Annotated in this window: 30 protein-coding genes; all 30 read right to left on the reverse strand. The window is 46.1% G+C overall.

The features are described from left to right. Window positions 1-7 precede the first annotated feature (7 nt). Window positions 8-1,105, reverse strand: a complete 1,098-nt coding sequence (gene hisC, locus BM415_RS11160; protein ID WP_091158025.1) for a histidinol-phosphate transaminase — start codon at window positions 1,103-1,105, stop codon at window positions 8-10. Window positions 1,106-1,154: 49 nt separating this feature from the next. Next, the gene (trpA, locus tag BM415_RS11165) at window positions 1,155-1,973 is read right to left on the reverse strand and encodes a tryptophan synthase subunit alpha (RefSeq protein ID WP_091158027.1); all 819 of its coding nucleotides are present in this window, start codon (window positions 1,971-1,973) and stop codon (window positions 1,155-1,157) included. Further along, window positions 1,970-3,166 (reverse strand): tryptophan synthase subunit beta, encoded by a 1,197-nt coding sequence (gene trpB, locus BM415_RS11170; protein ID WP_091158028.1) that lies wholly within the window; start codon window positions 3,164-3,166, stop codon window positions 1,970-1,972. Before trpB ends, trpA begins: the two co-directional genes overlap by 4 nt. Next, window positions 3,163-3,849, reverse strand: coding sequence for a phosphoribosylanthranilate isomerase (locus tag BM415_RS11175; RefSeq protein WP_091158030.1), 687 nt, complete (start codon window positions 3,847-3,849; stop codon window positions 3,163-3,165). The genes trpB and BM415_RS11175 overlap by 4 nt, the downstream gene beginning before the upstream one ends. A gap of 8 nt (window positions 3,850-3,857) precedes the next feature. Beyond that, a complete protein-coding gene (trpC, locus tag BM415_RS11180) occupies window positions 3,858-4,649 on the reverse strand; it encodes an indole-3-glycerol phosphate synthase TrpC (protein ID WP_091158031.1) in 792 nt (263 codons plus the stop codon). Continuing rightward, entirely contained in the window at window positions 4,639-5,688 is a 1,050-nt protein-coding gene (trpD, locus tag BM415_RS11185; protein WP_091158033.1) for an anthranilate phosphoribosyltransferase, read from the reverse strand. The genes trpC and trpD overlap by 11 nt, the downstream gene beginning before the upstream one ends. A gap of 16 nt (window positions 5,689-5,704) precedes the next feature. Further along, window positions 5,705-7,255, reverse strand: a complete 1,551-nt coding sequence (gene trpE, locus BM415_RS11190) for an anthranilate synthase component I (RefSeq protein WP_091158034.1) — start codon at window positions 7,253-7,255, stop codon at window positions 5,705-5,707. A 450-nt stretch (window positions 7,256-7,705) separates the two neighbouring features. Then, window positions 7,706-8,083 carry a chorismate mutase gene (gene aroH, locus BM415_RS11195; RefSeq protein WP_091159200.1) on the reverse strand — a complete coding sequence of 126 codons (378 nt, stop codon included), beginning with the start codon at window positions 8,081-8,083 and terminating at the stop codon, window positions 7,706-7,708. After that, the gene (gene aroB / locus BM415_RS11200) at window positions 8,083-9,186 is read right to left on the reverse strand and encodes a 3-dehydroquinate synthase (protein WP_091158036.1); all 1,104 of its coding nucleotides are present in this window, start codon (window positions 9,184-9,186) and stop codon (window positions 8,083-8,085) included. Before aroB ends, aroH begins: the two co-directional genes overlap by 1 nt. A 2-nt stretch (window positions 9,187-9,188) precedes the next feature. Further along, on the reverse strand, window positions 9,189-10,358 hold the full coding sequence (aroC, locus tag BM415_RS11205; RefSeq protein WP_091158038.1) for a chorismate synthase: 1,170 nt from the start codon (window positions 10,356-10,358) through the stop codon (window positions 9,189-9,191). A 180-nt stretch (window positions 10,359-10,538) separates the two neighbouring features. Next, window positions 10,539-10,721: a hypothetical protein gene (locus tag BM415_RS11210; protein ID WP_091158040.1), complete on the reverse strand. Its 183-nt coding sequence runs from the start codon at window positions 10,719-10,721 to the stop codon at window positions 10,539-10,541. 68 nt (window positions 10,722-10,789) lie between these two features. Then, window positions 10,790-11,590: a CheR family methyltransferase gene (locus tag BM415_RS11215; RefSeq protein WP_091158041.1), complete on the reverse strand. Its 801-nt coding sequence runs from the start codon at window positions 11,588-11,590 to the stop codon at window positions 10,790-10,792. A gap of 36 nt (window positions 11,591-11,626) precedes the next feature. Beyond that, window positions 11,627-12,070, reverse strand: coding sequence for a nucleoside-diphosphate kinase (ndk, locus tag BM415_RS11220; RefSeq protein ID WP_091158043.1), 444 nt, complete (start codon window positions 12,068-12,070; stop codon window positions 11,627-11,629). A gap of 137 nt (window positions 12,071-12,207) precedes the next feature. Continuing rightward, window positions 12,208-13,182, reverse strand: a complete 975-nt coding sequence (locus BM415_RS11225) for a polyprenyl synthetase family protein (protein WP_091158044.1) — start codon at window positions 13,180-13,182, stop codon at window positions 12,208-12,210. Then, window positions 13,179-14,042: a menaquinone biosynthetic enzyme MqnA/MqnD family protein gene (locus BM415_RS11230; protein ID WP_244533215.1), complete on the reverse strand. Its 864-nt coding sequence runs from the start codon at window positions 14,040-14,042 to the stop codon at window positions 13,179-13,181. Before BM415_RS11230 ends, BM415_RS11225 begins: the two co-directional genes overlap by 4 nt. Further along, window positions 14,039-14,641, reverse strand: a complete 603-nt coding sequence (locus tag BM415_RS11235) for a UbiX family flavin prenyltransferase (protein ID WP_091158048.1) — start codon at window positions 14,639-14,641, stop codon at window positions 14,039-14,041. The genes BM415_RS11230 and BM415_RS11235 overlap by 4 nt, the downstream gene beginning before the upstream one ends. A gap of 3 nt (window positions 14,642-14,644) precedes the next feature. Next, window positions 14,645-15,511 carry a UbiA-like polyprenyltransferase gene (locus BM415_RS11240; protein ID WP_091158049.1) on the reverse strand — a complete coding sequence of 289 codons (867 nt, stop codon included), beginning with the start codon at window positions 15,509-15,511 and terminating at the stop codon, window positions 14,645-14,647. Then, complete coding sequence (locus tag BM415_RS11245; protein ID WP_091158051.1) at window positions 15,504-16,232, reverse strand: demethylmenaquinone methyltransferase; 729 nt, start codon at window positions 16,230-16,232, stop codon at window positions 15,504-15,506. The genes BM415_RS11240 and BM415_RS11245 overlap by 8 nt, the downstream gene beginning before the upstream one ends. 26 nt (window positions 16,233-16,258) lie before the next feature. Then, window positions 16,259-17,119, reverse strand: a complete 861-nt coding sequence (locus tag BM415_RS11250; protein WP_170862430.1) for a heptaprenyl diphosphate synthase component 1 — start codon at window positions 17,117-17,119, stop codon at window positions 16,259-16,261. A gap of 147 nt (window positions 17,120-17,266) precedes the next feature. After that, entirely contained in the window at window positions 17,267-17,806 is a 540-nt protein-coding gene (locus BM415_RS11255) for a hypothetical protein (RefSeq protein ID WP_091158054.1), read from the reverse strand. Between the two features lie 114 nt (window positions 17,807-17,920). Further along, entirely contained in the window at window positions 17,921-18,145 is a 225-nt protein-coding gene (gene mtrB / locus BM415_RS11260) for a trp RNA-binding attenuation protein MtrB (protein ID WP_047911127.1), read from the reverse strand. 83 nt (window positions 18,146-18,228) lie between these two features. Further along, the gene (locus tag BM415_RS11265) at window positions 18,229-18,501 is read right to left on the reverse strand and encodes an HU family DNA-binding protein (protein ID WP_047911126.1); all 273 of its coding nucleotides are present in this window, start codon (window positions 18,499-18,501) and stop codon (window positions 18,229-18,231) included. A 348-nt stretch (window positions 18,502-18,849) separates the two neighbouring features. Next, complete coding sequence (gene spoIVA / locus BM415_RS11270; RefSeq protein WP_091158056.1) at window positions 18,850-20,328, reverse strand: stage IV sporulation protein A; 1,479 nt, start codon at window positions 20,326-20,328, stop codon at window positions 18,850-18,852. A 401-nt stretch (window positions 20,329-20,729) separates the two neighbouring features. Next, window positions 20,730-21,491, reverse strand: a complete 762-nt coding sequence (locus BM415_RS11275) for a hypothetical protein (protein WP_091158057.1) — start codon at window positions 21,489-21,491, stop codon at window positions 20,730-20,732. A 50-nt stretch (window positions 21,492-21,541) separates the two neighbouring features. Continuing rightward, entirely contained in the window at window positions 21,542-21,895 is a 354-nt protein-coding gene (locus tag BM415_RS11280; protein WP_091158059.1) for a 2Fe-2S iron-sulfur cluster-binding protein, read from the reverse strand. A 45-nt stretch (window positions 21,896-21,940) separates the two neighbouring features. Further along, the gene (locus BM415_RS11285) at window positions 21,941-22,555 is read right to left on the reverse strand and encodes a hypothetical protein (protein ID WP_091158060.1); all 615 of its coding nucleotides are present in this window, start codon (window positions 22,553-22,555) and stop codon (window positions 21,941-21,943) included. A 98-nt stretch (window positions 22,556-22,653) separates the two neighbouring features. Continuing rightward, window positions 22,654-22,833, reverse strand: a complete 180-nt coding sequence (locus tag BM415_RS11290; protein ID WP_091158062.1) for a DUF2768 family protein — start codon at window positions 22,831-22,833, stop codon at window positions 22,654-22,656. A gap of 155 nt (window positions 22,834-22,988) precedes the next feature. Beyond that, the gene (locus tag BM415_RS11295; protein WP_091158064.1) at window positions 22,989-23,264 is read right to left on the reverse strand and encodes a stage VI sporulation protein F; all 276 of its coding nucleotides are present in this window, start codon (window positions 23,262-23,264) and stop codon (window positions 22,989-22,991) included. A 122-nt stretch (window positions 23,265-23,386) separates the two neighbouring features. Continuing rightward, the gene (locus tag BM415_RS11300) at window positions 23,387-24,427 is read right to left on the reverse strand and encodes an NAD(P)H-dependent glycerol-3-phosphate dehydrogenase (protein ID WP_091158065.1); all 1,041 of its coding nucleotides are present in this window, start codon (window positions 24,425-24,427) and stop codon (window positions 23,387-23,389) included. After that, the gene (gene plsY / locus BM415_RS11305) at window positions 24,420-25,040 is read right to left on the reverse strand and encodes a glycerol-3-phosphate 1-O-acyltransferase PlsY (protein ID WP_091158067.1); all 621 of its coding nucleotides are present in this window, start codon (window positions 25,038-25,040) and stop codon (window positions 24,420-24,422) included. Before plsY ends, BM415_RS11300 begins: the two co-directional genes overlap by 8 nt.

Genomic DNA, 25,040 nt, shown 5'->3' on the forward strand with positions numbered 1-25,040 from the left:
GGCAGCGTTACACTCCAGTAGTTTCAGCCTTCAGCACATTTTCCAGTGCCCTGATGAAAGCCTCATTCTGCTCTTTAGTACCCACAGATACTCGGATATATGTCGGATATATTTGAAAGCCAGGACGAACAATAATCCCTTGTCTAAGCAAGGCATCAAACATCTCTCCGGCAGGTCTGCCTGCTTCAACCATGATAAAGTTGCCATGTGTAGCAAAATAGTGCAGTCCCAGACGCTCAAATTCGCCCTGCAAATACGTTACTCCTTCACGGTTCAAATCACGGCATTCGGTAACAAAAGCCTGATCACTCAGAGCTGCACGGGCCGCATACTGTCCCAGTCGGTTCGTATTAAACGGCTCTCTTACCTTATTGATGAGCGAGATAATCTCCGGCTGTGCGACACCATAGCCAATGCGAAGCGCAGCAAGTCCATATATTTTAGAAAATGTACGAAGCACCACAAGATTAGCGTATTTAGCTAGAAGAGGAATCGTTTGCGGATACGCTGTATCCGTTACGTACTCATAATATGCTTCATCAAGCACGACCATAATATCCTGCGGCACTCGGTCCAGGAAGGATACGAGCTCGGCTTCCGTTACAATTGTTCCTGTAGGATTATTCGGGTTACATACCCAGATGATCTTCGTATTTGAGGTTACTTTCTCCAGCATTCCTTCAAGATCATGCTTACCGTCGACTAGGGGAACCTCAATGCTAACGGCGCCTTCAATATCAGCATTGCTCTTATAAACGGAGAAGGTTTGATCAGCCATGATTGTCTCATCACCACTCACAAGAAATGCTCTTGTAATAAGCGCAATGACTTCATCCGAGCCTGCTCCAAAAATAATCTGTTCCCTGCTCACGTTAAGATGTTCAGCAAGATCAGCTGTCAAATCTCCGGCACTTCCATCGGGATAAATACTTAAATTCATCAGCTCAGCCTGAATCGCTACTCTTGCTGTGGGTGAAGTGCCATAAGGGTTCTCATTGGAGGCAAGCTTGATAACTTCGCTTAACCCTAGTTCACGTTTGACTTCTTCAATAGGCTTCCCTGGTTTATAGACGGGTATATTAACGATCTGTGATTTAGGTTTCAATGTTAAAGCCCCTCCTCTGTATGCTTAATAAGAATAGCTGCAGCATTCGCTACAGCTTTAATTGTGCCACAAAATTCCGGATTTGCAAAAGCCCCTCTTGCTTGGTCGTAGGGTCTGTCAATAATGGAATACTCGTCTCAATCTGTCTAACGATTGCACTCCCTACAACAACGCCGTCACATAGCTTCGAGAACCTCTCCACCTGCTCACGGCTCGAAATACCGAACCCAACAGCAACGGGGAGACGAGTGTACGATTTTACCGTGTCAATAAACGCCTCGACTTCTTGATGGAACGAGGATCTTTCACCAGTGACACCGAGAGATGAAACACAATATATAAATCCTCTCGCTTTTTTGACGATGTTCTCTATTCTAGTCTTAGAGGTTGGCGCCACCAAAGGTATGAGATGTATATTCGCCTTGTCTGAGTAGGCCCTAATTTCTTCCGATTCCTCAATTGGCAAATCGGGAATAATGATGCCACTGATATCATGCTCTTTCAACAATTCAAAAAAAGTTTCAAATCCGGTTTGAAGAACAGGATTATAGTAAGTGAACAACACAAACGGTAGCTTGGATCCTGCTTCTCTGGCTCTTCTTGCCGCCTCCATGCATGTGCGAATGGTAATATGCTGCTTCAAGGCACGCTCGGAAGCCCGCTGTATAACAGGTCCGTCTGCAAGAGGATCCGAGTATGGAACACCAAGCTCGATGACATCAGCTCCCGCTGCTTCCAGCTCAAGAATAATTTCGATACTCGTCTCGATGTCGGGATCACCAATCGTGAGAAAAGGAATCAGTGCCGTTTGGTTTTCAGATTTGAGTCTTTCAAAGGCAAGATCCATTAAATTTAATTGTATGCTCATGAGAGATGACCTCCCGTGTATTTCATGATGGATTCGACATCCTTGTCACCACGGCCGGATAGACAGATGACAACGATCTGTTCCTTCTCCATGCTTGGAGCAATTTTAGCTACCTCGGCCACCGCGTGGGCTGATTCCAATGCAGGAATGATCCCTTCCGTCCGGCTGAGCAATTGAAGTGCATCCAGCGCTTCCTTGTCTGTAATCGGCACATACTGAGCACGCTTAATCTCTTTGAGATAAGAATGCTCAGGTCCTACCCCTGGATAATCCAATCCGGCTGAGATCGAGTGCGCTTCCTGAACTTGTCCGTATTCATCCTGAAGCAGGAAGCTCATCGAGCCTTGAAATACGCCATGTGTTCCTTTGCTCATCGTGGCTGCGTGAAATTCCGTTTCCACACCTTTGCCTGCAGCTTCACAGCCAATGAGCTCAACGGAGTCATCATTTATAAAAGGATAAAACATACCGATTGCATTAGAGCCTCCACCGACAGCTGCCACGATCTTATCAGGCAATCTTCCTTCGGCTTGGACAATCTGTCTTCTTGTTTCGTCTCCAATGACACGCTGAAAATTACGAACCATCAGCGGATAAGGATGGGGTCCCACAGCTGAACCGAGAATGTAGAAGGTATCCTCCACATTGCTGACCCAGTACCTGAGCGCCTCATTCCCCGCATCCTTCAGCGTCCGAGTTCCCGATGTGACCGGAACGACCTCGGCTCCCAGCATATTCATGCGAAATACATTAAGCTGCTGACGCTTCGTATCCTCTTCGCCCATAAACACCTTGCATTCCAAGCCTAAGAGTGCCGCAACGGTCGCCGTTGCCACCCCATGCTGTCCTGCGCCCGTTTCAGCGATGACTTTTTTCTTACCCATTCGTTTAGCAAGAAGTCCTTGTCCAAGCGCATTGTTAATTTTATGGGCGCCCGTATGGTTCAAATCCTCGCGCTTTAAATATATTTTGGCCCCGCCCAGCTGCTGGGTTAAATGTTCTGCATAATAAAGAGGGGTTTCCCTGCCCGAATACTGCTTCAGCAAATAGTTCAATTCCTCATTAAACTCAGGATCCTCTGAAAAACGCTTGTATTCCTTCTCCAATTCGATTAGTGCATTCATTAGCGTTTCCGGCACATACCGCCCTCCAAAAGGACCAAAACGACCATATTCATCCGGTAATTGCGTCATGCCTTCTTCACCCTCTCCACAAAAGCTGTCATTTTAATGATATCTTTATGTCCATCTGTCTCAACACCGCTTGAAACGTCCACTCCATCCGGAGCATAACGGCGAACAAGCTCTGTTACGTTATCTGCATCAAGGCCGCCGGCTACAAACAGCGGAATTCCCGTATCTTCAGCCCACTGCTGGTAAGGCAGGCTCTTATCCCAAGCAAAGGTCTTTCCAGATCCGCCGCCGTATACTCCATCATAGGTATCGAGCAGAATGGCATCTACCTTACCTTTATACGGGTTCAGCTGATCATGGACGCTAATGTTTGGAGTCTGGTTGTCATGAATCGAGAAAGCCTTAAACACCTGTACACCAAGCTCTGCTCTGACTTTATGACAAAATTCCGGGGATTCCTGTCCGTGCAGCTGAATCACATCGAGTGGAGCTTGATCAAGTATGGCTGTAAGCTCTTCCCATTCAGGATTAACGAACACTCCTGCTGATTTGGGGGAAGGTGCAGCTTCCCATTCACTCAGTACCTTACAGAGCTGTGCAGCATGATCCGCAGATACTTGGCGCCTCGACTTAGCGAATACAAAACCAATAAAATCGATAGTTAAGTGCTTCATTGATTTTAGCACTTCAACGTCCTGAAGTCCACATATTTTTAAAAGCGGTTTACCTCTTTGTATCGTCATTTTCTCACCTATTTCCCTGCACCCATAAGCTCAAGAACAGCCTGGCTCACATTATCCTGACGCATAAACTGCTCGCCTACAAGGATTCCTTTCGCACCTGCCTGCTTCACATAATCCACATCTTGCGGTGTACGAATGCCGCTCTCGCTAATTAAGGTTACATACTCAGGCACAAGTCCTGCGAGCTCAGCCGTCGTCTCCAGGCGAGTTTCAAATGTGCGAAGATTTCGGTTGTTAATCCCGATCAGAGATGCACTGCCGATATCCAGAACGCTTAATAACTCTTCCTTATCGTGGACTTCGACGAGTGCATCTAGACCCAAATCCTTGGCGTAGCTAATATATCTGGACAGTTGTGCAGAACTGAGTATACTTGCAATCAGCAGAACGGCATCCGCTCCAATGATGCGTGCTTCCGCGATTTGTATCTCATCAATTATAAAATCTTTGCGCAGAAGTGGAACGCGCACTTGCCGGCTGATTTCCGTTAAATACTCGGGTTTCCCCTGAAAATAGTTGACATCTGTCAGCACCGACATACAATCCGCACCTGCATTTTCATAAGCCTTCGCTATATCAACAGGATCGAAATCACTCCGAATTAGTCCTTTTGATGGAGAGGCTTTTTTTACTTCAGCAATCAGACCCATTCCTCTTACATGTTCCTTGGACAATGCTTTTTCAAAGCCTCTCGTCGCCGGCAGTGCTGCAATTGTTTTTTCTGCCTCAGTCCTATTAAATAGGCTGGATAAAGCCGCAACCTCTTCCTTCTTCGTTGCCACAATTCGATCAAGATACATATCCATACTCTCCCGTCTTCTGAATAAGCTGCGTCAATTTATCGGATGCTTTACCAGAATCAATGGCATTTTTGGCCAAGTGAACCCCTTCTGCGATACTTCCCGCAAGTCCTGCTACATAGATGGAAGCCCCTGCGTTCGCAAGCACGATATCCCGATATCCTCCCTGCTCCCCTGAGAGCACACGTTTAATAATGTCAGCATTCTCGGCAGCCGTTCCTCCGAGTACCTCCTGCAATGGATGCACCTTGAGCCCCAAATCATCGGGGTGAATTTCGTAGGTTTGGACAGCTCCGTCCTTTAATTCCGATATCTTGGTTCGGTCTGAAATACTGATCTCATCCAGTCCATCATAGCTTGCAACAACGAGTGCTCTCTTCAGCCCAAGTCTGCCAAGCGATTCTGCAATGGCTTCAGTTCGGGATACGTCATATACACCAAGCACTTGGCGGTCTGCTCCAGCTGGATTGGTAAGCGGTCCAAGTAGATTGAAGATCGTCCTTACACCCAGCTCTTTACGCGGTGCAGCCGCATACTTCATGGAAGGATGATATACCTGAGCGAATAAAAAACAAATGTTGATGGCATCCAGGCAATCTCTCGCCTGTTCTTGATTCAAATGGATGTTTACACCTAATGCTTCGAGTACATCAGCACTTCCTGCTCTTCCGCTTGCAGAACGATTCCCGTGCTTTGCAACCCTTACCGATAAAGAGGAGGCGATGATTGCGGAAGCCGTCGAAATATTGAATTTGCTGATCCCTGATCCTCCTGTGCCACAGGTATCCAGCAGATTGTTCTGTTCTGTGTGTACTCTGGCACAGGATTCACGCATCGCTTCAGCAAATCCGGTGATTTCGTCAACCGTTTCTCCTTTTAGCCGCAAAGCCGTTAGCAGTCCGCCAATTTGTGCAGCAGTCGCTTCTCCGCTCATAATGTGACCCATGACATTCCTAGCTTCAATCTGCGTCAGATCTTTGCCTTCCATGATATTCATGAGTCCTTGCTGAACCGCATTTCCTTTTATGATGGTGCTCATCGTGATCTCCTCCTTATCAATTAGGTGTATAAATATAATCTTGATTCGTGTAGCTCTGTATTACAGCCGCTTTAGGAAACATTTGCTCAGCATAACGGATTGCCGTTAGAAGTGCCTTCGCTTTGTTTACCGTCTCTTCATATTCCATTTCGGGAACCGAATCCCATACGATTCCTGCCCCTGCCTGAACATAGGCCTTGCCTTCCTTGAAAATAATCGTTCGAATCGTGATGCAGGAGTCCATATTCCCGCTGAAACCTAAGTATCCGATTGCTCCAGCATAGGCACCGCGCGCTTCACGTTCCAGCTCAGCAATGATCTGCATGGCTCTCAGCTTCGGCGCACCAGATACGGTGCCAGCAGGAAGACAGGATAGAAAAGCATCAAAGAAATCTTTGTCCTCTCTTATCGTTCCGGATACATTTGTCACCATGTGCATGACGTGAGAGTATTTCTCGATCTCCATAAATGAGTCACATTTTACGGTACCAAACTGACTGACCTTCCCGATATCATTACGGCCCAGATCAACGAGCATCAGGTGCTCTGCACGTTCCTTCTCGTCCTGAAGCAGTTCTTCGGCTAAACGTTCATCCTCCGCATTTGTTGCTCCTCTCGGTCTCGTGCCCGCGATTGGCCTTGTCTGTACCCTTCCGCCGTCGACCTTGACAAGCGCCTCTGGCGAGGTGCCAACGATCACTTCTTCTCCCAGCTTTAAATAATACATATACGGCGAGGGATTCAGCGTTCGGAGCACCCGGTATACCTGAAGAGGAGATACCTCGGTCTCAATATGGAATCGCTGGGACAGCACCACTTGAAAAATATCACCTGCACGGATATACTCTTTCGCCTGTTCAACATTGGAAATAAACTGATCTTTTGTCAGATTCGACTTCACATCACCGAGTTCAACTCCACTTGGCATAGCATGGCGATTAGCATTCTCCTTCGGTCCCTCATCTGCCAAGACCCTTGCGAGCTTCTCCAGCCTCTCATCCACTTGTTGATAATTGCGCAGGATATCCTCATCCCGATCACCTGGTGCAACATGTACGTTTCCAATTAAAAGCAGCTGCTGCTTCACATGGTCAAATACGATGACCTGATCACAGAACATAAACTGAATATCATCCATTTGGAGATCATCCACCGCATGCTTCGGCAGCTTCTCGTAATACTGCAGCAGATCATATCCGAAAAATCCGATGGCTCCGCCTGTAAACGGCGGCAATCCGTCCACCATAGGACTGCGATACTGTCTAAGCAGCGCCTTTAGCTCTTCTATCGGTTTACCTTCCATTTGTTGTCTTCGTCCATCATGTTCTACAGTAATGACTCCATTCTTACCGGATATCGTAATGAAAGGGTCCGTCCCGATAAATGAATATCTCGCCCAGTTGCTCCCGCCTTCCACACTCTCTAGTAAAAATGCGTATTCCTGCTCTGCGAATCGGCTGAACAATCGGATTGGTGTCTCCATGTCAGCGAGAATTCGCTTAACGACAGGAATCAAATTATATTCCCTGGCTTGCCTTAGTACCTCTTGTGCTTCTATATTCAACATCCTTATAACACTCCCTTGAGCTTAAGATGGGCGCAAGATGAAGTTCAAGAAGTATGCGTGTATGCAAAAAAACCTCTACGAGATTGTAGAGGTTCATTAACGAATATATGAGTAAGTAAGCATAAGAAACCTAAAGAAAATATACTTACCCCATAGAGATAGCCGAATAATAAAGTACTAGAATATATTCTCAATCCTGTACTTACAGCTAATAAGGGTATCTATATCCTTCATGCTTCTCAACTTTCAAAAGCCTTGCCTTATGCTTAAAGGCCAAGGACTTCTCCCATCTCACCAGCCATGCTACCGTCATGCCTTAGACACTACCGGCCACAGCCTTCTGAAAATGGCTAAGCTCTGCTCTACTCATCAAACGTCTTAACTCTTCTCATCTCTGCTACAGTTCACTATACATAGTTTAATCTGTTTTGGCAAGGTGCTATTTGCCCCTTAGCTTCCAGAGGAAGCGGCCAAATCTGGACGCAATGCCTTCGCGCCATTTAAATATACATGCAGAATATCTTTTTGTGATTTCTCTGTATTCACATGGATCATAAAGCGAATACACTTCTCCAGCGCACCTTTGACCGGAACCTCCAAAGAACACATTAAGGGTACGAGCTCCCATCCAGCCAGTTCACGGATCGCCTTTGCCGGAAATGCAGCATCAAGATCTTGGGTAAGTGTAATCCATACACTGCAAATCGCTTCCGGCTCAAGCCGATTACGTTCTACGATCTCTTGAAGCAGCTTTGAAGTTTCCTTCATGATCTCCACTTCGGTGTTGCTCGTTACCGTCGTTGCACCTCGTATACCTCTTGTGTACATCATGCGTTTACGCCTCTTTCCTTCAGCCCGTCGATAACATCCCTGACGTCCTGTACCCGAACATCATTCGCTACTACAACTTCACCGATCTTGGTCGGGATGATAAAGACCATCAGGCCTTCTCTAAATTTTTTGTCATGCATCATGGCTGCAAGAATATCATCTGTACTCATGTCTGCTGGAAGTGAGGTAGGCAAATTCAATGATTCGAGCATGCGCTTTGTCGTTGTGTATAGCTCCGGATCGGCCCCTCTTAATACACCAAGCCGAGCTGCGCCAACCATCCCGATTGAAATTGCCTCACCATGCAGAAATTTGCCATAACCTGCAATCGCTTCAATCGCATGTCCGATCGTGTGACCCAAGTTAAGCGTTGCCCGAATTCCATTCTCTCTTTCGTCCTGGGATACGATATCAGCCTTGATCGAACAGCCGCGTAACAGACCATACACAAGTGAATCGTTATCTAAGGAGAGCAGTTTATTCGCATGCTCTTCACACCAAAGGGCAAAAGCCTCGTCTTGAATTAGTCCATGCTTTAACATTTCTGCAAGGCCAGCAGAAACTTCACGTGGAGGCAGCGTCTTCAGCGTGTCCACATCATACAGAACGAACTCGGGTTGATGGAATGCACCGATAATATTTTTGGCAAGTGGGTGGTTAACCGCTACTTTGCCCCCTACACTGCTGTCATGAGCTAGGATTGTTGTCGGAATCTGTACAAAGCGTACTCCCCGCATATATGTAGCAGCGACGAAACCAGCTAAATCACCGACTACGCCGCCGCCAAGCGCCAGAATAGCCGAGCTTCGGTCAAGGCCGCCTTCGATTGCCATTGTCATCATTTCCGTGTATACGGAGAGAGACTTGGACGTCTCTCCACTTTGAACTACGGCGGATACAACCTTGTAGCCTGTTTGCTCCAGGGAATCCTTCACGATCTGCAAATAATGAGGAGCTATGTGATCGTCAGTAATGACCATGATCGGACTCTTACTACTCACCCCATGCTGAGCCAGATGGCTTCCTGTCATAGCAAGCAGCCCGCTGCCAATATAAATAGGGTAAGAGCGCTCACCCAAGTCCACATTCAGCGTCTTCATGACTAGTAACGCTCCAATTGGGCGTTATAGTTCTCCAGGTTGGCTCTGATCTCCTCAATGGAATCACCGCCAAATTTCTCCAGAAATGCCTTAGCAATTTCCCAAGCAACCACATGCTCCATAACTACGCTGGCAGCAGGAACCGCACAAGCATCCGAACGTTCAACTTGAGCTGTGAAAGGCTCTTTTGTATCAATATCCACACTTTGCAGTGGTTTGTATAACGTAGGGATCGGCTTCATTACACCGCGTACAACGACAGGCATACCGTTCGTCACGCCACCTTCAAACCCGCCCAAGCGATTGGAGGCACGATGGTATCCTTTCTCCTCACTGTACAGAATCTCATCATGGACCTGTGATCCCGGAATCGTACCCGCTTCAAATCCAATACCGATCTCGACACCTTTGAAGGCATTAATCGACATGACGGCTTGCGCAATACGTCCATCAAGCTTACGATCATATTGCACATAGCTTCCAAGTCCGACAGGAACACCTTCCACGACACATTCTACAATACCGCCGATCGAGTCCCCTTCTTTCTTGATCTGATCAATGTAAGCTTCCATCTTCTTTTCTGTTTCAGGATCGGTTACACGAACCGAGGATGCTTCTGTGCGGCTGCGAAGCTCTTCAATAGACAGTTCCTCATAGGGAGCTTCTATCTCACCAATTCGCAGCACGCGCCCAGCAATCTGTATGCCGAACTCAGCCAGAAGCTGACGTGCAATGGCTCCTACCGCCACTCGTACCGTCGTTTCCCGAGCACTGGAGCGCTCGAGAACATTCCTGAGATCCTTAAGGTTGTATTTAAGTCCGCCATTCAGATCAGCATGTCCTGGCCTTGGACGATGAACTCTGCGCTTCTCTTCATCAGTACCTTCAATCGGCTCAATGTTCATTATGTTGCGCCAGTGCGTCCAGTCTTTATTTTCCACGACCAGTGCAACCGGTGCTCCTGTTGTATATCCATGGCGAATACCGCCAACAAATTCAGCTGTATCTTTCTCAATTTGCATACGACGCCCGCGTCCGTATCCCTTCTGGCGGCGATGCAGCTGAAAATTCAGCTCCTCAAAATCCACTTTCATATTACTTGGAAGTCCCTCTACGATTGCTGTCAATTGGGGTCCGTGCGTTTCCCCTGCGGTTAAATAACGAAGACTCATAATACGTTCCCCCTTTATACTGTTAAGCTTTAAACTGCTAAAATGTTTAATCTTTGCTCATTATAGTATAGCATGTGTTGTTTGACAAGAATGGATCTGATATCGCCTGTTCCGGCTAATCGGATGACGATTACAAAGAAACGCCTATCCTCACATTAGGACAGGCGTTTCTTTGTACGCTCATGACTTGCCAGCAGATAGTCCAGCCCGCCATGACAGCTCATGACGATCAGAGTCAGGCTGAGGCTTGATCTCACCAAGCATCCGCTCCATTTGAAGCGTATCTAGCCCAATGATTTGGGCACATTCCCGGATATTGATAAGCCCTTGTCTGTATGCAGCAATTACAGTTCGTTTATCCAATTCTTTTACCTCCAAAAAGTCTTCAGACAGATAGTTCCAGTATAGGGCAATTCATACTCGAACTATACTTATATAGACTTTTGGTAAAAAAAGGTGTCCACCGAAACGAGATCATATTGGCTGGGAGAAAAGATCTGCTCTGTGCTTCCCACAAACAATATCCCGCCTGGCCTAAGCGCTCTGGCAAACTTCTGATACAGCAAATGCTTGGCCTCTTCCGTAAAATAGATCATCACATTACGGCAAACGATAAGATCAAAGCCTTCTTCAAACGTATCAGACAGTAAATTCTGCTTACTGAAGCGCACCGCCTGTTTAAGCTTACCATCAATATGATACTGAAGCCCATCCTCGGTAAAGTAACGTCTGCATACGGACTCAGGAACCTCTCTCAGTGAACGCTCCAGATATGCACCCTTGCTGGCTCTATCCAATGCACCTTCATCAATGTCAGTAGCAAGCAGATCTGTCTGGCTTAATAAGCCCAGCATATCAACAATCATGGCCAATGTGTAAGGCTCTTCGCCTGTAGAACACGCGGCGCTCCAGATCTTGAGCTTCTCATGATTCCGGCTCAGGCTGGGCAGGATCGTATCCTTAAGTACTTCCCATCTGTTCCGGTTGCGCCAGAATTCGGAGACATTGATTGTCATTCGATCCAGAAATTCAAGAAATAAAGCTTTGTTGCGGGTCATTTCCTCAAAAAAGGATGCAAAGCTCTCATGCCCGTGCTTGTTACGAAGCGTCGTAAGCCTTCGTTTCATTTGGGCTTCTTTGTATTGCGATAGATCAATACCAGTGGCCTGTTTAACATTACGAATAAATAGCATGTAATCGGATGGTGTTGTTGAAACCTCTAGATTGGACACATGAAACCTTCTTTCTTAGGAAAAGAACCGCACATTTTATGTCCAGACAGCAATCGTTTTGTCATACGCAACAAGTTCGTCTTCTTCAAAGAAATTACGGAGTTCTCTGGCCGCACTCTCTGGTGAATCAGAGCCATGAATCAAATTATGTGGTGTGATCGCCGCGAAATCTCCCCGAATTGTCCCAGGAAGCGCTTCTTTCACATTCGTCTTGCCGATGAGCATTCGCGATAGAGTGATGATGTCCTCACCTTCCCATACCATGGCAAATACAGGTCCGGAAGTAATGAATGACACCAAATCATCAAAGAAAGGTTTGCCATCATGCTCGGCGTAGTGACGTTTCGCTTGTTCAACGGTTACCTGCACAAATTTCCCGGCCACCAATTTAAATCCCTTGTCTTCAAACCGGCTCATAATTCGCCCAATCAGTCCACGCTGAACCCCATCTGGTTTCACCATTAAAAAAGTACGCTCCATCGTCTATTCCCTCCAGGCTTTGTTTAAGAATCAGGGCGTGTCTTAAACTCTAAAAAACAGATTTCACTGAGTTTTAAGACACGCCCTAGCTACCTGCATAATGACTTTCGACTTGCTTTCTTGATGTTCCTGCCAGGTTAATATGAACGTTTTACAACAAAATGAGCGATATCCCGTAGATTTTTCTTCGTCTTAATGTCAGGAAGTCCTTCCAGCGCATCAAGAGCTTTATTCATATATCGGTCAGCCAGCGCCTCTGCTTTAGCCATTCCATCGCTTTCACGAATCATGCCCACTGCAGCTTGCACTGACCCCTTGTCTCCATCTTCATGGATCCGGTTAATAAGCTGGAGCAAATCCTCACGAATGCGCTCTTCCTGCAACGCGAAAATAACGGGTATCGTAATATTGCCCTGAAGCATATCGCTTCCCGGCGGTTTGCCGAGCTGCTTCTCTGTGCCTCTTAGATCAAGCAGATCATCCTGGATCTGAAAGGCCATCCCTACGTTGTAGCCGTAGCTGTAGAGTCTCCTGCACACCTCTTTATCCGCACCGGCTGCCACCGCCCCAAGCTGACTGCTGATCGCGATGAGGAGTGCCGTTTTGCGGCGTATTCGCAGCAAATAGTTACGCACACTTTGATCGGTGTTAAAGAAGTCCCTGATCTGTTCCATCTCGCCGATCGTCATTTGTACCATGGCCTTCGCCATCGTCTGATGGATCAGTGGGTTGGGCAGCTCCGCTATAATTGACATGGCACGTGCATAGATATAGTCACCGGTATACATTGCAATCCGGTTGTCCCATTTCGATTTGACGGTAAGCTGACCTCGTCTTGTTTCCGCATTGTCGATTACATCATCGTGAACAAGCGACGAGGAGTGGATCAGCTCGAGTGGAACTGCCACGTGCTTGAGTACCTCGATATCATAGTTTCCGAACTTCCCCCCAAGCAGCACAAAGACCGGTCTGAGGCGTTTGCCGCCTGCTTTGAGTAAGTGCAGCGACGTTTCAGCAAGCAGAGGCTCACTCGTTTCTACACCACGGTATAATTCTTTTTCTATATAACTAATATCCTTCTTTAGTGCTGTCAAAATATCAAGTAGTTTCATTCCGTCACCCGTATCAGCTTATTCTCATTCCAGAGATCCACCTGGACCTCGTGCTCCATGAGACCAAGCTCATGTGCATAACGGAAATACAGTTGCAGCCCCTGCAACTCATTTTCACCAAAATCGTAAACCAAATTTCTGAAATATGCATACCAGTATGCTTCAGAACCGCCAATTTGCTGTATTGCCTGTTTAACAACAGGTGCCAGATCTCGCAGACTTGCTGTCTTACTATTATAAAATGCCTGGACAATCTCTTGAACAGCCTCTCCATTGTTATCCGCTAAGCTGCGACTTACAGCCCACACTGCATAAGTCATGCTGTGTCCGGTATACTGGTACCATAACTCTCCAAGATCGTATACAAAATAATGATGATCTGCCCAGGATGCTTTGATAGCATGGTCTCCAATAAGCAGAGCAGCATCTGCATTCTCCATCATGTGCTCAAGTTCAGGCTCCATCGTAATATAATCAGGTTTACCCTCGTAGAACTTTGTCATAATCACTTTGAGTAAATTAACTGAGGTTGCTGAAGTGTTGGTCAGAGCAATCGTCCGGTTTCCAATGGAATCAATGGGCTCCTTGCTAAATAGCAGGATAGACTTCACTTCTCCCTGGCTGCTGACTGAAATATTCGGCAACAGGAGCAATCGATCAGATGCCATCCCATATGCAAAAGACGACATCGCGCTTAAATCCAGCGTTCCTTCTTGTATACGTTCATTTAATCTTGCAGGCACCTCGGTGATCAGCTCTGCCGGATACGTAAGGGCAGCCGGCTCGAAGAAGTGATAGATCGGCCATGCATTGGTGTAGCTTATTTTCCCGATGGTGGTTGCGTGTTGTAATTCCTTCAATTCTCCTCCCCCCATCTCTTAAACAAGTTATGCTCGATGTGAAGAACATCCAGTACTTTTCCCACCAAGAAATAGATAAGATCATCCAATGTTTCAGGATGATAATAGAATGCCGGCATAGCTGGAATCATTTTGACACCAAGCCGGCTCAGCTTAAGCATATTTTCCAGATGAATAGCATGAAGCGGCGTTTCGCGGGGCACCAATACGAGTGGACGCCCTTCCTTCATCATGACATCTGCTGCCCTGGCTATCAGGTTATCCGAGGCCCCGTGCGCTATCGCTGACAATGTCCCCATTGAACACGGCATGATGATCATTCCGTCCATCAAGAAGGACCCGCTTGCAATGGAAGCTCCTATATCGCTAACAGGATGATATATAAGAGAACCGGGACGGTTCCCGAACTTCTCGTTCAAAATCCCTTCCCGGTCCGAAACATTCCAGCCTAGTTCTTCTTTTAACACACGCCAGCCTGCATTCGAAACGACAAGGTGTATCTCGTAATCCTGATCAAGCAATGTCTCAATCAGTCTGACTCCGTATATGCTACCGCTCGCGCCGGTTATGCCGACAGCGAGTCTTCTTAATCTATTCATAGGTTAGATCACCACCGCGTCGATCAGAGTAAACAATAGAATGACCATGCTGACCCAGCTGTTCAGCGTAAAGAATGCCGTCTGTACTCGGCTCATATCGTTTGGTGACACAATCATATGCTCGTATATAAGAAGTCCGCATGATATTAGTATACCGATTGCATATATCCAGCTCAAATCGGTCATGAAAAATAAGGAAATAAATCCGATAGCCGTTATAATATGAAAATATTTTGCGATATTCAGCGCACCTTGGGTTCCAAATCGCGAAGGGATGGAATACACGCCTTCCTTCTGATCAAAATCGATATCTTGGCAAGCATATATAATATCAAAGCCGGCCGTCCAAAAAGCGGCAGCTAGGTATAGCACAATGGCATCGAGATTAATTTCTCCGGTCACAGCGACCCACCCGCCGAGCGGGGCTAGTCCAATCGTCAATCCAAGCACAACATGGCACAGCCACGTAAAACGTTTGGTGTACGAGTAAATAACGAGCATAAACACCGCGATAGGCAGCAGCTTCACCGATAAGGGATTGAGCTGTGATGCGGCCCAGAATAACAGAATAAAAGATATGATTACAAAGATAACAACCTCACTTATCTTAAGCAGCCCTGCAGGTATAGCTCTTCCAGCCGTACGCGGGTTTTTGCCATCGATAACTCGGTCAATCATTCGATTTAACCCGAAGGCTGCACTCCGAGCTCCCACCATCGCGAGCAAAACCCAGCCAATCTCGGCCCAGAAGGGCAGCCTTCCATTAATCTCTGTAGAGCCAAGAATGGCTCCCATAAAAGCAAATGGCAGAGCAAATAAAGTATGCTCTATTTTAATCATTTCCAGAAAAATACCGATCTTCTTAAACATGCTGACTCTCCTTGCTCCCAATATGTAATGCTGCGATTCCGCCAGTCAGCGGATAGGACTTTACATCCTTAAGTCCAGTTTCTCTGAAGATTTGCTCGAGCTCTTCTCTTCCAGGAAACATCGCTAGAGAGTCAGGCAGCCATTTGTACTGTTCGTAGCGTTTAGCAAGAAGCTTGCCCATAAAAGGCAGAATACGTCTAAAATAAAAATAATAAATCCCCTTGAAAGGCTGCCAAGCAGGCTTAGACAGCTCCAGACATACGACCTTTCCACCTGGCTTGACGACCCGCTGCATCTCTGACAGCACTTGTCTTAAGTCTGGCACATTGCGAAGACCAAAGCCAATGGTTGCATAATCAAACGTATGATCTTCATAAGGAAGCTGCATCGCATTGCCCTGAACGAGCGTTATTTGCTGATCTCGGCCTTGCTGTGCTACCTTCTCCCGTCCGACCGCAAGCATATTGCTGCTGAAATCCAGACCATTGATGTGACCTGTTTCACTTGCTTCTGCAAGGCTGATCGTCCAATCACAGGTTCCGCAGCATACGTCCAGTGCCGTTTGCCCTCGCTGCACATTCATCTTCTTCATTGTGAACTTTCGCCAAGCTTTGTGACGCCTGAAGCTGAGCGTATCATTCATAAAATCGTATTTAGTAGCAATGCTTTGAAATACCGAATGAACGTGCTGCTCCTTCGGATTCTCCCCTTCATGCTGCATGTTCGAACCACCCTTTTATTCACTTATCAAACAACTTTGCCAGGTGCTCTATATGTACGGTACACTTCCATCATCTTCATGATTTCCTGTACAACCACCTGATCAATAACTTCATTCTGAATCAATCGTTCCGTATCACTCACAGCATGACTCAGCTTTTCCGTTAGATATTCCTGTATTCTGTGCTTAAGCGTAAGCTGAATCCATTCATTAGGCTCAAGCTTATTCCCGTAAAGGGCTTCCCTAACACTGGAATCCGTATGGCTTAGAATTTGATAATAAGCGAGACGATAGCGAGAACGATCCATATCCTTCACATGTTCAATCTCCTCAATGAGCATATCAAACAGACTGAATGCACTCAGCAGTCGATCAAACAATGAGACTTCTTCAGCTGCAATCATGCTCTGAAAAGAAAGAAACAGCTGCTTCTTCAGCTGCACTGATTCGTTAACGTATTCCTCTGCTGTAACCAGCTGTCGTCTCATGCGGTTATACAAATTCATTTTCCGTTCGTTCACGATACAAATTCCTTCACTAAGTGATGCGACAACGGAGATTTGCCCTGCTGCAGCCAGCAGTTGATAGAACCTTGCACTGAAATAATCTCCACCGAGTACTTTGAGCTGACGAGATCGCATCTCCTGCTCCTTCAGCTCTTCCTCATGAATATCAATCATCTCATGTGTATCCAGACCCATTTGCACAAGGGCAGTAACAAGGGAGTATAACTCACTATGCTCCGCTGACCGAACCGGTCCGCGATTCAAAAAAAACGCAAGCAGCCGTACACGGCCATCAGGAAAATTCGGAATTTCCGTATGCCGCTGAATCATATCGTAGTTTGTATATTTTTTTGCAAGATTAGGTACGCGGTATGTAGTCATCCTGATCCTCCGAGCCATTAAATAAGTAGCGAATCAATTTCATAACTCATTAAAGGTATTATGAAATTGTTTCAAATAGAATATATTCACAATCTTATCTATTATAGCATACGATCGAAATGATCGCACAAGCATCATTAACCCTTTTCAGCGTAAAATGAACTGTCTGCGCCATAAATTCGTTTCCGACATATGAAACCGTTGTTTGAGGTCGTCAGGAAGCTCAGCGCTTTTCCATGTTTTGAGCAATTGCAGTGCTTCAAGATTCCACTCGCTCCGCCTAATATCTGCCGATAACAGCAAATGACGGCTTCCCATCCATTCATCCTCAGCCATTACCCGAAGCATCAGCTGCTGCACATTGACGGTCTCCTCAAAAGAAAAAGAAGCAACCGTCGCTATATCTTCATAAATATCAGATGGATCACTCGATTCATCTGCTGCTCTCAAATCAATAGTCAGAACACCGCTGTTCCACTTCACTTTGCTGATCTGTGCCGCAAGCTTCAATTCATGCAAGTAATCGACCAGATTATGATCCTCCAGCTTGACCGGATTGCTGCTCTGCAGAACCTCGCGGGAGACCTCCTGCATGGAGTCTTTTTGAATGGTGACAAAAGTGGCCAGCAGCATGAGTGTACTTAATGAGATGGAAAGGACTATGAGAATGACTTTTTTCTTCTTCAAAAAATTCGCCTCCCATTTCCTGTTGTGAGCTCGTGAGACAAGGCCCATACCTCATTGTACAAAGAAAAAAAGCAGGCTATGCCTGCATTTTAAAGTTGAGTGAAAATAAGCCGTTTATTGATCCGTTTCGATCTTCCCATGTTTTGTCATCACTTCTGCTTTGCCCCGTACTTTGATCGCTGAAGTGTGATCTGTGAATTGGGCAATCATGACTTCACCTTTATCCAGCTTCTCGGTGTGATGAAATCTTGTATCATGTCCTCGGGTCAGTCCAATGACGTGCACACCGTTCTCTTTTGCCTTAATCACGATATAATCGCCGCCTAATGGAATTTCCATGCTCACTGCCCCTTTTCAATTAAATGAAAAAAGCCGTGAACGTATTCACGGTCTTTTTGGTTACCTGGTCGTATGTAGAAATCTTATTTGATTCCGTCTTTGAGCGCTTTGCCTGGTTTGAAAGCAGGAATTTTGCTCGCAGGAATTTCGATTTCCTCACCTGTCTGCGGATTACGTCCTTTACGTGCAGAACGCTCGCGTACTTCAAAGTTACCAAAACCAACGAGTTGAACTTTGTCTCCGTTTTGCAGAGCTTCGGAAATAGCTTCAAATACAGCATCCACTGCTTTCGTAACATCCTTCTTCGACAATTCAGTTGCCTCTGTAACTTGTGCAATCAGATCAGATTTATTCAAGTGTATTCACCTCCTGAAATATCTTAAGTGTTATACTGTGTTTCCGTTTTACCGCAAAATATACGTGGCTAGGCTATTTTTATACTAATAGGTTTATATGCCCGGCTCATTTACATCCGCTGCCAAGAGGAGTAAGCATCTAGTCGCAGGACTATATTTCTCTTAAACGGACAAACTTTATAGTAATACAGTCAGAATACAATTTCAAGTGAATTCAGCGCTATATATAGTTAAAATTGATAGAATCTTATCCTTTTTAAGAGTCAATGAGCAATCATACCATTTTTGACAAGCAAAATAACCGAAAAGGATATATCCTTTCGGTTATTTTAGTAACTAGCTCAGGTATTACAGTATGATGGCGATCAGTCCGCCAGAGCCCTCGTTAATAATGCGGCCAAGCGTTTCCTGCAGCTTGTATCTGGCGTTATCAGGCATCATGGCAATCTTGCCTTGAATGCCCTCACGCACGATGGAATGAAGCGAACGGCCAAACATATCTGAATCCCATACCTTGATCGGATCATTTTCAAAGTCCTGCATGAGATATCGAACAAGCTCCTCGCTCTGCTTCTCTGTGCCTATAATCGGTGCGAATTCGGACTCGACATCCACTCGAATCATATGGATTGAAGGCGCTGTTGCTTTCAGTCTGACGCCAAATCTTGTTCCCTGACGGATCAGCTCCGGCTCATCAAGCGCCATTTCAGCAAGAGAAGGTGCGGCTATGCCATAGCCTGTCGTTTTCACCATCTCGAGCGCTTCGGCAAAGCGATCGTATTCTTTTTTCGCATGAGCAAAGTCCTGCATGAGCTGTAACAGATGGTCCTTACCTCTAATCTCAATGCCAACCACTTCATATAGAATCTGGTCATACAATTCATCTGGTGCGTAGAGATCAATCTCAGCAACGCCCTGCCCCATATTCATGCCGCTGAGCCCAGCTCGATCAATGAATTCATATTCCATGAACTGAGAAACAACACGATCCACATCTCTCAATCGGCGAATGTCCTTGACCGTGTCACGCACGGAATTTTCATAATTCGAACGCAGCCAGTGATTCTCGTTCAACACCATGACCCAGCTCGGCAAGTTGACATTCACTTCATGAACCGGGAACTCATAGAGCACTTCTCGCAGTACGCCGGTTACATCATCTTCCGTCATGGTCGCTGCGCTTACAGCCATCACCGGAATATCATATTTCTCTGCGAGCTCGGCGCGAAGCTGCTGTGCTTCTTCACTTTTTGGCTTGATGGAGTTGATGATCAGTACAAACGGCTTGCCGACTTCTTTGAGCTCTGCAATGACTCGCTCTTCGGATTCCACATAAGACTCGCGCGGAATCTCGGCAATTGTTCCATCTGTCGTTACGACAACACCGAGTGTAGAATGCTCTTGAATTACCTTGCGTGTGCCAATTTCAGCAGCTTCCTGAAAAGGAATAGGCTCTTCAAACCATGGCGTGGATATCATCCGAGGTCCATTCTCATCCTCGTAGCCTTTCGCTCCTTCTACGGCGTAGCCTACGCAGTCTACCAGTCTCACATTAACATCAAGGCCATCAGCCACTTTGATCTGCACCGCCGTATTTGGCACAAATTTCGGCTCTGTTGTCATGATAGTTTTACCTGCAGCGCTCTGCGGCAATTCGTCTACTGCACGGACACGATCGGAATCACTCGTAATGTTTGGCAATACGATCGTTTCCATGAAGCGTTTAATGAATGTGGATTTTCCTGTTCGAACTGCGCCGACAACACCAAGATAAATGTCCCCGCCAGTGCGTTCGGCAATGTCTTTGAAAATGTCTACTTTTTCCAAGTGAAATCCCCTCCTAAAAATACTCCGAAGGAAAAATGCTAAAGAGCATCCGCTTCGTTTTCAATCAGACGTTAAAACCCTGTAAGCGGTAGAACAGCTTATAAAAATTGCCCGGAAGTCGTCCGCCGCCGACAATCACATTCTGATCAAAGAGAGAAGATGAGCGGCGTAACTCGTACATGCTTTTGGACTAGTATCATAGTATGTACATGACCACTGCGGTATGACGCCTTTTCTAAAATTTCTATTATCAGACCTGATCGCCCTGATGATAGACGTCACCCTCTGCAGTCCATCCACACTGAATATATGAGTCTCGGCAGCTTTTTAGAACGTTCGGCAAAGTTCCTTCGGGCCACAATAAAAAAAGACCGCCAATCTGGCGGTCATCAGATATAAACTTATTGAAGTACGGCAATGGGGGCAGAGCCATCCCAATGATAAGGCAGTGATTTCACAGGCACATGATGTGATCGCTCCGTGAGCAGCTCTCTGAGATCCTCAGTTTTTGAAGGGGCAAGCTTCTCCCGCTCAATTACCTGCATGATATCAATTGCATAATCGGCATATACGTTTCCATTTTCATCGAGCAAATATGGAAGGGCTTCACCAGAATATACGCTCTGTAATTCCTGCAATTGACTGGCTCCGCTCTGCAGCTTGTCTATATCAACCCGAGATACACCGGGTGATACCTCCTCTGACACAGGCCATTCATCATGTGTAGACTTGTACGTCTGAGCTAAACGCTGAACATCGTTTACACGCTGCACCGTCGTAAGATCCATCACCTTCACAACAGGGTCTGATTCTTCATTCTGAAGCAGATAATACACACTGCCTCCTTTTTCAAAGGCGGTATTCGGTATATCATCCAGGTATCCCTGCTGCTCCAGCTTGTTTAAATCGATTCGAAACTTTTCGTACCTTGGAGTCTCATTGCCTGCAGTAATCATAGGTAATATATGCTGGTCTGTCTGGAAGGAATCAATTGCATGCTGTATTCTGCTAACACTATCATCATAGTTTACAATTACAGGTTCTGATTCACTGCTTGTCCCTGGATACATACAGCCTGTCAGCATGACCAAGACCAAGAAAAGTGTGCCGAGAATTACATATCGAAGCTTACCTATACCGAATCGTACTTGACTCTGTGACATCGCTAAGTCCATCCCATTTCTAGATCATTATAATGATGTACCAATAAGGCTTACCACAATTCATCACGTTCCGCCTGCTGTTTCTCAAGCTGCTTGCGGATTGCGGCCTTTAATTTGTCCTCTGGAAGTTCTACGACGACTGAATCATGGATGACCGCCTGACAAGCAAGCCGGGTTCCATCATTCAGCCATGTTCCCAACTTGTTTATTTCAGCCGTACTCGGCTTACTCAAGTTCTTGCGTTCCTGCTCTTGAACCTTCACCTTGCACATCAGGCAGCCTGCCTTCCCCCCGCAACGGGTAGGAATATGGACTCCTGCTCTTTGCCCAGCTTGAAGCAACGTTGTGCCCTGCTTGACTATAATTTCTTTGCGCGCCGGCAAAAACGTTACCTTCACACTCATAATTAACTTCCTTCCTGCAGCAATTTCATTCCCGAAAACTCGCTTTTAGAGTCTAGTATTCAGGAGCTCCTCTACCCTACTTAAATCTTGATCAGACCATACATTCCTCGCAATGAGCTCTCTAATGAGGGGCAGATGCTCCTTCAAGTCCTCAGTGATTTTTGTTGCAATGGGGATGTAACGATCCTCTCTTTGGCGCAGTACATTGAACAGCAGCTCATGACTGAGCGGAGTTAACTTCACCTTGCCTGCTGCTCCCTGGACGCTGTAAAGCGCTGCATATGAGCTTAGCAGCTCGACTTCTGTGCGGTAAAATGACCCCTCAGTACATATCTCAAACCCTCCGGACAGCTCGATAGCGGAATCCTCGATACGATAATGGCTTAACAGGGAAGTGTAGGTGCCGCTGCGGTCCAGGACCTGTTCGTCTATTTGCCTGCCTGATGCAAGTCTATGCAGTAATTTGGCAACCCGAAGATCAGCATAGATATCAATATCATTGGGTGGTTTAGCGAGTCCAACACCTTGGAGCATTAAACTGCTGCTGCCTCCCAGTAACCAGAGATGGTCATTTGTATTCCATATGTTGATCAACAATCTCAAAGATCTATCCAACACCTCATCATGACTCCAATCATTTGGTGAAAATAGCCCTGCCAATCGGCTCACCTTCCCTTTATCCTCTAAGTACAAATCTTGATGCTTAAGTAAGCTTGCCGCATATATGTTATAGCAGGGATAAATATCATTCATAGCTGCTACATGATTGACACTACGCCGCTAAAGAAACCAATTAACATAATAATAAAAGCGATTACGGATAAAACCCCTTTTATTATACCCTTAGTTTTGGCTCTGGCAAAAGTAATGAGAAAAACAGATACTCCCATAATTAAAATTGCGATAATGGACAGCCACATTTTATCCATTGCACTCATGATCTGCTCCCTTTCACTGCAACATTATTTAGGTACGTTTGTCCATAAACACGACTTATTATATCATGAAAAACGGAACTGAACTTCCAAATAAAAGAAAAAAACAAAGAAACAGGCTGCTGCCTCTCTCTTTGTTTTATATTGATTGTTAGAACTTATTTCTTTTTCATCATCATTTTCATGAGTGCTTCCATGTTGCTTGGATTCATACCGCTTTTTTTAACCGCATTAACGATATCTTTAATTGTTTCTTCACTGACCGGTATATTGGCCATTGCAGAGACCTGCTTGATTAATGTCCGCAGTTGGGCTTCATTTTGCATTGTAGAAGGCTTAACCGTGCTGGCCAATTTTTTGACGGCCCCTTCGGATATTTTCTTACCGGTCTTTTTGTTAATTGCATCCAAAGCATCCTTAGAAAAATCTCCCATTTATTCCCCTCCTTAAGACAAAAACTCAACATATCATATGAGCTGTCTTAGAGAAAGGTGATGACTCCACAATTCAAGAGGCTCCAGCCTACGGAAGAGAGCGAGCCAGCTAAATAATTCAATTATTTATGCCATTGTTCCCAGGTCTCTAGCTTCATAACTTCCATCTCGGTCTTCGGATCACGCCCCATAAGGGCTTCTACCGCCGTACGACTGTCTTTGCCTGTGAACAGCACTTGATAGAGCTGATCGGCAATCGGCATCTGTACATTAAATTTGATTGATATGGCATGAGCGGCCTCCGTTGTGCGGATACCTTCCACAACCATCCCCATCGCTTCAAGCACTTCATTAAGCGGTTTGCCTTGACCAAGGGCATACCCCGCCCGCCAGTTCCGGCTATGCTTACTTGTCGCTGTTACGACAAGATCCCCAACACCGGCAAGGCCAGAGAAGGTGAGCGGATTTGCTCCCATCTGGACGCCTACTCTCGCTATCTCGGCAAGTCCCCTTGTTATAATCGCGGCTTTGGCATTATCTCCAAAGCCCAGACCGTCCGACATACCGGCACCGAGAGCAATGATGTTCTTGAGTGCTCCAGCCAGTTCAACACCTACTTGATCCCGGTTGGTGTAGACTCTGAAGTTAACATTCATGAACAGATCCCTTGCGTAATTCGCCTTCTCATCGTTTAATGCTGCCACAACAATTGTTGTAGGATTCCGCTTCACTACTTCTTCAGCATGACTCGGTCCTGACAAGACGACAATATCGCCCTCCGTACATTCCAATTCTTCTGCAATCACTGTGGACATCCGTTTGAGACTGGGAAGCTCAAACCCCTTGGTTGCATGAATAATGAGCGTATCCTTAGCGTAGTGTGGCTTCAGCTGCTGAACCACAGCCCGCATTGCAGAAGAAGGTGCGACTATAATAATAGCGTCGGTACCCTTTACTGCTGCTTTCATGTCACTGGTGGCTACGATACGATCTGACAGAGTAATGCCGGGCAGGTAACGGCTGTTTGTACGCTGCAGATTGATTTCTGCCGCCTGCTGTTCACTTCTCGTCCACACAAATACATCGTGCCCATTATCAGCCAACACGCTTGCAAGTGCAGTTCCCCAGCTTCCAGCTACCAATAGCGTTACTTTTTTAGACAACCCGGTTTCCTCCTTTCGCTGAACTCGAACCTATCTTATTCTCCTTACCTTGAATTAACTTCATAATATTTGTACGATGTCTCCAAAATGCAAAGATACAAATAATTAGGCTTGACCAAAAAACAGGCCATGGATATAGAAGAATTAGCAAAAATAATGGTGTCAAAAAGACGAAAATTAATGAGCCGAGCGAAACGTATCTTGTGATGAAAATAGACAGAATCGCGATAATCCCTGCATACAAAGCAGGCAGAAAGCAGAGGGTAGCTAGCACACCAATGGCAGTCGCGATCCCCTTTCCACCACGAAATCGGAAGAAAACGGGCCAGTTATGACCTATAATTGCACTGATACCGCAAAGTGCAGGCACCCAGGCTGAATCGCCGCCCAGCGATCTGCCAATCCATACGGCAGCAATCCCCTTTGCAATATCCAGCGCTAGTACAAGAATAGCCGGCCATTTGCCAAGCGTTCTGAGCGTATTTGTAGCTCCTGCATTTCCACTTCCATGATCACGAATATCGATACCCTTCATCATTTTGCCAAGTAAAAAGCTGAAGCTTACCGATCCCAGAAGATAGCTTACGATTACAGCTGTGATTGACCAAACCAC

It is taken from the genome of Paenibacillus sp. 453mf (assembly GCF_900116105.1).
GTDB lineage: Bacteria > Bacillota > Bacilli > Paenibacillales > Paenibacillaceae > Paenibacillus > Paenibacillus provencensis.